Annotated in this window: 9 protein-coding genes and 1 riboswitch; of the genes, 4 read left to right on the plus strand and 5 right to left on the minus strand. The window is 39.2% G+C overall.

Going from position 1 to position 9,449, the window contains the following annotated elements:
- Positions 1–16 precede the first annotated feature (16 nt).
- The gene (locus KC820_RS10980; RefSeq protein WP_212371025.1) at positions 17–1,801 is read left to right on the plus strand and encodes a M3 family oligoendopeptidase; all 1,785 of its coding nucleotides are present in this window, start codon (positions 17–19) and stop codon (positions 1,799–1,801) included.
- A gap of 39 nt (positions 1,802–1,840) precedes the next feature.
- On the opposite strand, the gene KC820_RS10985 is transcribed toward KC820_RS10980, so the two are convergent.
- The 5 genes from KC820_RS10985 to KC820_RS11005 form a co-directional block, all read right to left on the minus strand.
- A complete protein-coding gene (locus KC820_RS10985) occupies positions 1,841–2,368 on the minus strand; it encodes a GNAT family N-acetyltransferase (protein WP_212371027.1) in 528 nt (175 codons plus the stop codon).
- 112 nt (positions 2,369–2,480) lie between these two features.
- Positions 2,481–3,305: a DUF368 domain-containing protein gene (locus tag KC820_RS10990; protein ID WP_212371029.1), complete on the minus strand. Its 825-nt coding sequence runs from the start codon at positions 3,303–3,305 to the stop codon at positions 2,481–2,483.
- Between the two features lie 74 nt (positions 3,306–3,379).
- A complete protein-coding gene (locus KC820_RS10995; protein WP_212371031.1) occupies positions 3,380–4,162 on the minus strand; it encodes an ABC transporter ATP-binding protein in 783 nt (260 codons plus the stop codon).
- A 228-nt stretch (positions 4,163–4,390) separates the two neighbouring features.
- Positions 4,391–5,449, minus strand: coding sequence for a FecCD family ABC transporter permease (locus KC820_RS11000; protein WP_212371033.1), 1,059 nt, complete (start codon positions 5,447–5,449; stop codon positions 4,391–4,393).
- A 3-nt stretch (positions 5,450–5,452) separates the two neighbouring features.
- On the minus strand, positions 5,453–6,433 hold the full coding sequence (locus KC820_RS11005; RefSeq protein ID WP_212371035.1) for an ABC transporter substrate-binding protein: 981 nt from the start codon (positions 6,431–6,433) through the stop codon (positions 5,453–5,455).
- Between the two features lie 126 nt (positions 6,434–6,559).
- Positions 6,560–6,741: riboswitch (cobalamin riboswitch) on the minus strand.
- A gap of 120 nt (positions 6,742–6,861) precedes the next feature.
- On the opposite strand from KC820_RS11005, the gene KC820_RS11010 reads away from it, so the two are divergent.
- The 3 genes from KC820_RS11010 to KC820_RS11020 all read left to right on the plus strand — a co-directional run bounded on the left by KC820_RS11010 (position 6,862) and on the right by KC820_RS11020 (position 9,334).
- On the plus strand, positions 6,862–8,121 hold the full coding sequence (locus tag KC820_RS11010; RefSeq protein ID WP_144089209.1) for a helix-turn-helix domain-containing protein: 1,260 nt from the start codon (positions 6,862–6,864) through the stop codon (positions 8,119–8,121).
- The gene (locus tag KC820_RS11015) at positions 8,121–8,891 is read left to right on the plus strand and encodes an enoyl-CoA hydratase (protein WP_144089210.1); all 771 of its coding nucleotides are present in this window, start codon (positions 8,121–8,123) and stop codon (positions 8,889–8,891) included. Before KC820_RS11010 ends, KC820_RS11015 begins: the two co-directional genes overlap by 1 nt.
- 200 nt (positions 8,892–9,091) lie before the next feature.
- Complete coding sequence (locus KC820_RS11020) at positions 9,092–9,334, plus strand: YkuS family protein (RefSeq protein WP_212371037.1); 243 nt, start codon at positions 9,092–9,094, stop codon at positions 9,332–9,334.
- The last annotated feature ends 115 nt before the right edge of the window (positions 9,335–9,449 follow it).

Raw genomic sequence — 9,449 nt, forward strand, 5'->3', positions numbered from 1 at the left:
TTTCGGAGGGAAGTTTATGTCTTATTCACAGATTTGGGATTTGGATGTCTTTTTTGAAGGCGGAAGTGATTCGCCTCAATTAAGAACGCATTTGGATGAAACAAAGATAAAGGTCGATCAATTCGCTGGTAAGTTACAAACGTTTGAAACACCTGCAACTCAGAGTGCTGCTGGTTCTGTCGCTCAATTGCTTGAAGAAGGGTCAACGATTCAATTGCAAATTGGCCAGGCGAGTGGATTCATTAGTTGCTTGGAAGCACAGGATATGAATGATACACAAGCGAATACGCTTCGTAGTGAAGTCACTCAAATTGTGGCTACCTTTCGTTCGGCTTTTAATTCATTGGAACAAAAGCTAGCAAATACGGATCAAACAGTTTGGGATCAACTCATTCAAGACAAGCAGTTGTCTGATTTTCGTTTTGTATTGGAAGAGTGGCGAGCAAAAGCGAAGGAGCAGCTTTCCGAAGATGAAGAATCACTCATTTCAGCTCTATCCGTTGACGGCTACCACGCTTGGGGACAGATGTACAATACGATTGTAGGACAAATGACTATTCGAGTGACGGTCGAAGGAAAAGAAAAAGAACTTTCTGTCGGACAGGCGAACAACCTTTTATCTCATGAAGATTCTGCTGTCAGAAAAGAAGTCTATGAAAAGTTGGAAGAAGCGTGGAAAAGCAAAGAGGCATTATTCGCTCGCACGCTCAATCATTTAGCTGGTTTCCGGTTGAATGTCTATCAAAAACGTGGTTGGGAGAATGTTTTAAAGGAACCGCTAGATTATAATCGAATGCAACAAGAAACGCTCGACGCGATGTGGGGTGCCATTACAAAACATAAAACTACATTCGTAAAATTTCTTGAACGTAAAGCGAAATTAATGGGGAAAGAGCAGCTCGATTGGTACGATTTGAATGCTTCGACACAAGACAATAACCAAAAACTTTCTTATGATGAAGGTGCTGAATTTATTCTAAAACATTTTCAAACCTTCAGTCCGAAAATGGCCGATTTTGCGAAAATGGCTTTTGAAGACCGTTGGATTGAAGCGGAAGACCGTTCAGGCAAGCGGCCGGGTGGATTCTGTACAGGGCTTCCCCTTAGTAACCAATCGCGTATCTTTATGACTTATAGTGGGTCAATGTCGAATGTGGCGACACTAGCTCACGAGCTTGGACACGCTTATCATAGTTATGTTCTTCGTGATGTCCATCCGTTAAATCGTCGTTACGCCATGAACGTCGCTGAAACAGCATCAACGTTTGCGGAAATGATTGTTGCGGATGCTTCTGTGAAAGAAGCTCAATCAGAAGAGAATAAAATTGCTTTATTGGAAGATAAAATCCAACGGAGTGTCGCTTTCTTCATGAATATTCATTCCCGCTTTTTATTCGAGACTCGTTTTTATGAAGAGCGAAAAAATGGCTTCGTTACGGCTGACCGACTGAACGCATTGACCGATGAAGCTCAACGTGAAGCGTATGTCGACACCATTGCAACGACGAGTCCAAGTTATTGGTCTAATAAGCTTCATTTTCATATAACTGGTGTACCGTTTTATAACTTCCCTTACACGTTCGGATATCTCTTCTCACTCGCGATTTATGCGAAAGCATTGGAAGAAGGAACGGATTACGAAGACCAATACATCGCATTGCTTCAAGATACAGCACGGATGACCACAGAAGATTTAGCTAAAAAACATTTAGGCGCAGACATTACGAAAGAGGATTTCTGGGAAAAAGGCATCGCATTATGTGAAAAAGACGTAGAAGAATATTTACGATTGACTGACTAAAATTAATCCTAGTTGGGCTTATGACCCGACTAGGATTATTTATAAATTGATTTTCTTTTCATAATATCTAAAAGGATATGGCTCTCCTTCTTGGTATTTTTCGATGACAAATTGATAGTTTGCTCGGTTAAATAACCTTAAAGCCGCTTCATTGATTGCATTTGTATCGGCGCATATATAATGGATGCCCTTCTCCTTACCCAATTCCTCTGTAAAATGAAAAAAGGACTGAGCAATGCTTTTCCCTTGATAGTCCGGATCAACCGCCAGCCGTTTCATGCATAAATATGGTTCCTTATATGTCCAAGGAATCTCAGCATATTCTTCATGTCCTTCTGTACTAATACACACGGCACCTGCAATCGTTCCATCTATTTCATATACGTATAACTGCCTGTTATGTATGTCATCTTCATAAAATGACTCGGGATATGTGCCATTCCATTGTGGGTTTCCTTCATCATTCATTTTTCTCTTTGAACGCTCAGCTACAGCTTTAATCCGTTCTAAATCTTCTGCCTTCGCTTGTCGAATCATATCTACCTCATCCCTCATTTCTTTATCCATTTAAAGGGTTAACTGTCCATACGTCAAGAGTTTTTATTAAAAAAATCCTTAAGAAAAACAGTCCACGCTAACTTGCGATGAACTGTTTCAAATTTAAATGTAGGATTATTTTTTATTCCTCAGTTAATTCCAATTTCCCTAACCCATAAGCTGCGATCAACCCACCGATTAAGCAAATCACACTGACGATGTTTCGCATCGTATCCGATTCAAATCCGGGGTAAATCACGACCAATGCACCAATGACCAAGCCTATGATTAGGGCATACATATGGAAAAAGAATCGATTAAACAACGCACGAATGATTCTACTCATAATCAGCAAACCAAGCACAATCCCTAAACCTAATGGGATTAAAGCTTCGATTACGAGATTTTCGATAGAATGAGTAAAGGTCGTATACATACCAATGAGCAACAATAAGAACGAGCCGCTAATTCCAGGGAGAATCATCGCTGAGCTCGCTAACCAACCGGATAAAAATAACATGACATAATCCATGCCTTCAAACTCTGTCATCGGGGTAATTGAGTCATCGCCACGGAAAACAACCATCGAACCTACAAAGATCGCTGCCAGCAATAGGGTCAAATAATGAGAGCCTTGAAACTCACGATTCCCATCTGCTTGACGCCACAAAAATGGAATGACACCGGCAATTAATCCTAAAAAAGCAAATTGCAGTTGATGCGGGTAGTTATCAAATAACCAATTGATAATTCCACTGAAAAAATATACAGCAACTAGTACACCAACGCCTAACGGTGCTAAGAATGCCAAATGTTTTTTCCATTCACGCGTAAATATGCCATTAATGCCTTCAATCAAACGTTGATAAATTCCTAAAACAACAGCAATCGTGCCTCCGCTCACACCCGGAACAATATCACTCGCTCCCATAAGCGCACCACGATAAAGATTTTTCCATTCAATCATATGTGAATCCCCATTTCTCTTCTTCATACACTTTCAACATTATACTAGATAAGACTAGCATATGCCCATGTTTTTTAAAAATGTCCTAAGAGTATTTGGGGTACATTTGATTTTGGATGACGAATAATTTCAGGGGTTGTATGATAAACATTTTTTAATAAATCGGAGTCAATGATTTCTTCATTACTCCCTGAGCGAACGACTTTACCTTCACTCATTAAAATCAGCTCTTCACAAAATTGAGAAGCTAAGTTTAAGTCATGCATGACCATGATGACCGTTAAATTATCTTTTTGTTGCCATTCCTTAACTAACTTTAGTATGTTCAATTGATGACCAATATCCAAGAATGTCGTTGGTTCATCCAATAACAGTAATTCCGGTTGCTGCACCATTGCCTTGGCAATTGCAACACGCTGTCTCTCTCCCCCACTAAGTGTATCAAGAAATTGATCCTTCAAATCGGTCAGCGAAGTGAACGCCAGTACATCTTCGACTAACTGATAATCTTTTTTGCTTTCTCGTTGGAAAAAACCTAAATGCGGATATCTTCCAAGCAGGACAGCATCAAACACTTTGATAGGGTAGGCTGCTAACCCCTCTTGTGTCAAAACAGCAATTCGTTGCGCTAATTTTTTCACATTCCATTGCTGCACGTCTTGACCATGAAAAGTAATGCTTCCACTCGTTGGCTTTTCATAAGCAGAGATTAATTTCATCAAGGTGGACTTCCCTGCGCCATTTGGACCGATCAATCCAATCGAACTGCCTTTTGGCACATCAAAAGACACGTTGTCCAACAGGCTTTTATCTTCTATTTTTTTAGTCACTTGCTGGATGGACAACATGATGTTCATCATCCTTTTTTGTTAAGTTACGATCCGTTAAAGACTGTTGCTTAATTTAAAAATCGGCCTTTAGGTACTAAATGTTCAAAGGAAGCGTCTAAACGTTCAAATGATGATGCTAACCGTTCAAAAAGGCGCTCTAATCGTTCAATCTAGGCCGCTGAACGTGCAAAGAAGCATTCTAACCGTTCATAAATTGACGCTAACCGCTCAAATAGGCATCTTCCATCTAAATCTCTAAAAATAGCCACGACGCGCTCTTCGCAATAAGTAAGCGAAGAAAGGTGCACCTAAGAACGCTGTAATGATGCCCAATGGTAGCTCTCTCGGTGCCATGATCGTCCGAGCAAAGGCGTCAGCTCCGACGAGAAAAATGGCTCCACCAATCACACTCAATGGAATGATCATGCGGTAGTCTGCCCCGAAAATCAAACGGATAATATGCGGAATCACTAAACCGACAAACCCAATCGCTCCTGAAACAGATACGGCAGCTCCAGTAATCAATGAAGCTAAAACTAACATAATAATTCGTGAACGCTGCACAGAAACACCGCTATGATGTGCCACTTCTTCTCCCAAGCCAAACATATTTAAATCTCTCGAGAAAAAATAAGCAATGATGACGGCAATTGAAATGACTGGGAAGACGATTTGATTATAGCTCCAGTCCGTTAACGATAAACTTCCCATCATCCAAAAAACAATTGTCTGCAACTGCTCATTCGATAACGCCATGATTAAAGATAAACAAGCGCCTAAAAAAGCTTGAATCACAACACCAGATAAAATCAACGTCTCTACGCGCATTTTTCGTTCGACGGTTGCTAAATAATAGACAATCATCAAGGATGCAAGACCCGTTAAAAATGCAATAAATGGTAGGGTGAATTTTCCTAACCATGCGATTTGCCAACCGAATGCCATCACCAATGCAGCACCGAAAGATGCACCTGATGAGACACCTAATATAAAAGGATCGGCAAGGGGGTTACGCAATACACCTTGGTAAATTGCTCCAGCCAATGATAATGCGGCCCCCACCAATGCCCCTAAAATAACTCTCGGAAGGCGAATATCCCAAATTATCGTTTCGGTCGATTCCTTCCAGTCAACGGTTATCCAGTTTTGTATAATGGGAATTTTGGATAGAACGACTTTCCAAACAACGATAAAATCAATACTTGCTGCGCCCAACGTTATGGATAGGCTCATAACAATCAGTAATATGATCGATAATAGAATTGACCAAAAAGCAACCTTCCCAAACGAGTGGGTCAATGTTGGACGTTTCATTGATTACTCCATTAAATCGGGATAAAGAATGTTTACTAACTGTTCAAGTCCTTCAACCAACCGCGGACCAGGACGTGACAGAAGATCATTATCGATATTATGGACTGCTTCATTTTGAATCGCTGTTACGTCTTTCCAGCTATCACGAGCCAATACTTGTTCTTCCACGTCTTCCATATAATAGCCGTACGTCGTGATAATGACATCTGGGTTCGATTCAATCACTACCTCTTCGCTAACTTGTGGCCAACCTTCTTCTCCTGCCATGATATTTTTACCGCCAGCAATTTGCAGCAGTTCATTCATAAATGTACCTTCTGCAGCTGTGAATAATTCTTGATCAATTTCAAACCAGACAGTTTTCTTCTCATCTTCGGTTAGCTCAGCTGTCTTTTCTTCAATTTCTTCGATCTTGCTTTGCATATTATCAACAATTTCATTTGCTTTCTGTTCTGTTCCAACAGCTTGACCAGCTAAACGTAAGTCTTCATAAGTTTCTTCTAACGTCTGTGCACCAAGCACGACAACTTTCAAACCTTTATCCCGTAATGCTTGAATGTCCTCTCCGTTATTTAAGTCTGCCACAACTAAATCTGGTTCTAGTTCGACAATTTTCTCAATATTTAAGTTCATATCACCGACTTTTTCAATATCGGTTACCTCTTCTGGGTAGTTGGACCATTCATCGACTCCAACGACTTTATCGCCACCACCAACTGCGTAAACAATTTCCGTTGCACTTGGAATGACTGTTACTACTCGCTCTGGCTCTTCTTCAATGGTCACTTCTTCGCCTGATTTATCGTTTAAAGTTACAGATTCGGAATCTCCATCTTCTTCCGCTGTTTCCTCACTTGTTTCATTTTCTTCTACTCCTGAATCTTCTTCACTTGACGTGTCGTCTCCACCTTGGCATGCCGCTAATGCAATCACAAATGCCATGACTAGCAAGATTAAAAGCTTTTTCCAACTTCCCATCTTCATGTTATACTTCCTTTCTCATATGTAATGGTATACTTTCGCACAAAAAAGCTCTGAATCCTTCATCATAAGGAGCCAGAGCATGCATAACAGTAAACGATGCGCAGGCTATCCTTTGACCCGAAGGATTGAAGCCAAAACAAATAGGCAGGTCTCCTGGCTTAGAGTCATTGCATTCCATCCCTTCCCGTTTTTATAAAAACAGTGGATCGATGGTTTGCTTCTCATTACAGTGGCGGGACCGCGTCGGATTTACACCGATCTTCCCTATTATGTGAGTCGTATCTCACACCTACTCGTTTCGATTATACGATTGTATAATTATCATAAGTCGAGCGATTATTTTCGTCAAGATATTCTCTAACCTTTTATCAATATTCAAAAAAGTATGGTAATATATAGTTAATTGGGAAAAAGCAAGGTGAAGAAATATGGATATTGGTGCCATCATACAATACTATCGTACAAAAAAAGGTTACACCCAAAAGCAGATGGCGGATGGAATTTGTTCAGTTTCTTATCTTAGCAAGATTGAAAATGAAATGATTAAACCAAAAGAAGATGTCGCTAGATTGTTATTTGACCGATTGGATATCAGCTACGATGACATCACTCATAGTAATAACAAACAAATTGTCCGAAAAGTTTTCAAACTCTATAAACGGATAAAAGAAAAAGATTACGAGGCTGCGAGAGAATCGATTGAAGAATTAAACCGCATTCTCACACCATTTCATGCACCGAAAGCATTGAGCATCTTTCAATTGGTCCATTTTTATTTCATCATTCAAACAAGGGAAAATGACAAAGTTGAACAAATGTACCGAGAAGTCATTCGTTTAGAGGATCGGTTTAAAGACGAAAATTTATATCTTTTCCACAAAGTTATTGGACTTTATTTCAATTACAAAGCACAACCAAACAAAGCACTCAGTCACTTTGAAACAGCTAAAACCATGTCAGTACAGTTATCGATCAACGATACAGAAATCTATTATTTATTAGCTCTATCCCTAACTAGAATCCGTAAACCTGCCCAATCAAATTATTATTGCCAGATTGCTAAGGATCAATTTGAGGCGGACTTCTTATATACCAATGTAACGGATTGTTATATTTTATTTGGTGTTAATTATATGTTATTAGAGGCTTATGAGGTTTCTGAAAAATACTTTTTACAAGTTTTGAATTCGAAGCCTATGGGAGATTCACCCGACATCCAGCGACGTGTGAAACATAACTTAGCAATCCTTTATTTTTATATGGAAGAATATGACCGCTCCATTTCTTATATGGAAGAGTTAAATGAATATGATTATAACTTGTATGACAAGATTCAATCGTATTATATGCAAGCGAAAATCCATTATTTAAACAACAAAAACGAACAAGCGATTGAGTTTCTTGAAATTGGCGAGAAAGCTCTTAGAGAAGTGAAATACTTAAAATATCAGTACCAATTTTATGTTTTAAGACACCAAATCTACGAAAAAACAACAGACCCTGATTTTTTGAAAAAAGCTAAAAATGTGTTATTGCCTTATTTTAAAAACTCAGGCGAGAAAAAGACAGTGAAAGAACTCTCTTTAATGCTAGGAAATCAATCCTATGATACTGGCGATTATAAGCAAGCAGCTAATTTTTATAAATTTTTGATTGATCAATTTAACCAAGTAAAGGATGAGGTGTAATGAGTAACAGGGTAACTGTACAGTATGAAGGAAAAGTAGCAAAAATCACGTTGAATCGACCTGACAAGATGAACTCGATGAACCAAGAAATGCTTGAAGAGATGGCTGAAAAGATGGAAGAAGTCAGTCAGAGCGAAGCACAAATCGTTGTCTTATCTGGAGAAGGTCGTGCTTTTTCAGCGGGCGGCGACATTAATATGATGCTTGAGAATGATGATCCGAATGAATTCAAAAAGATTATGGACACAATTGAAAAGGCAGTCAAATCCTTTTATAGCATGCCGAAAATCACTATTTCCAAGCTGAATGGTGCAACAGCAGGCCTTGGGTTAAGCTTGGCATTGGCCGCTGACTATGTTATTGCTCAAAAAGAAGCCAAAATTGCTATGAATTTTATTGGCATAGGATTAATTCCTGATGGCGGCGGTCACTTTTTCATGGAACAGCGACTTGGCACGCATTTAGCTAAACAGATGATTTGGGAAGGTAAAATGATGCAAGCTGAAGAAGCAGCAAAATTAGGCCTTGTCGACTTTGCAACGGAAAACGTAGAAGAAGCAACACAGAAATATGTAGGAAAACTTCAACATGCACCATTACGTGCCATGATTCAAACAAAAACGATTTATCATAAAGAAAATCTTAAAAAACTTGAGTCTTATTTTGCAGGTGAAGCTGAAGGTCAAGTTGCCATGCGGCAAACAAAAGATCACCAAGAAGGGATTAAAGCATTTATGGAGAAACGAAAGCCAGAATTTCGTGGTGAGTAATTAATCTTTGTAACCTAAAACTATTTTTAAAAAAGTGCCACAAACATAAGAGCATTTCTGCCCTCTGTAGCACTTTGTTAAAATACTTAGTTAACCATACTAAAAACGGAACCTTCGCCATTAGAAAACTCGATATTCTACATGTATAATCCTTGCGTTCCCCTCTAATAATAATGAGCGAGATTATTGGAGGTGAAAAAATGGCAAGAGTTGCTGTAGAAGATACGTTGACAAATGTAAAACAAGCTCTGCAAAAAGATGGACATGAAGTGGTATCGCTCGAAGCAGATCAATCGCAGGATTGTGATTGTTGCTGTATTTCTGGACAAAATCAAAATGTCATGGGGATGAGCGATACAACTACGCAGGCAACGATCATTAACTGTGACGGTAAAAATGCCAATGAAGTTGTCCAAGAAGTGAATGAATTATTTCGTACTTAACTGGAGTCACAATTGAATCTTGATTCCATTACCACAAAAAGAGGCTGGGACAAAACTCAGTAAATTGAAAAAGCGTGGTACTTACCGATTAGGCAGGTACCACGCTTTTTTATAT

This window comes from Allobacillus saliphilus (assembly GCF_018138385.1).
Lineage (GTDB): Bacteria > Bacillota > Bacilli > Bacillales > Alkalibacillaceae > Allobacillus > Allobacillus saliphilus.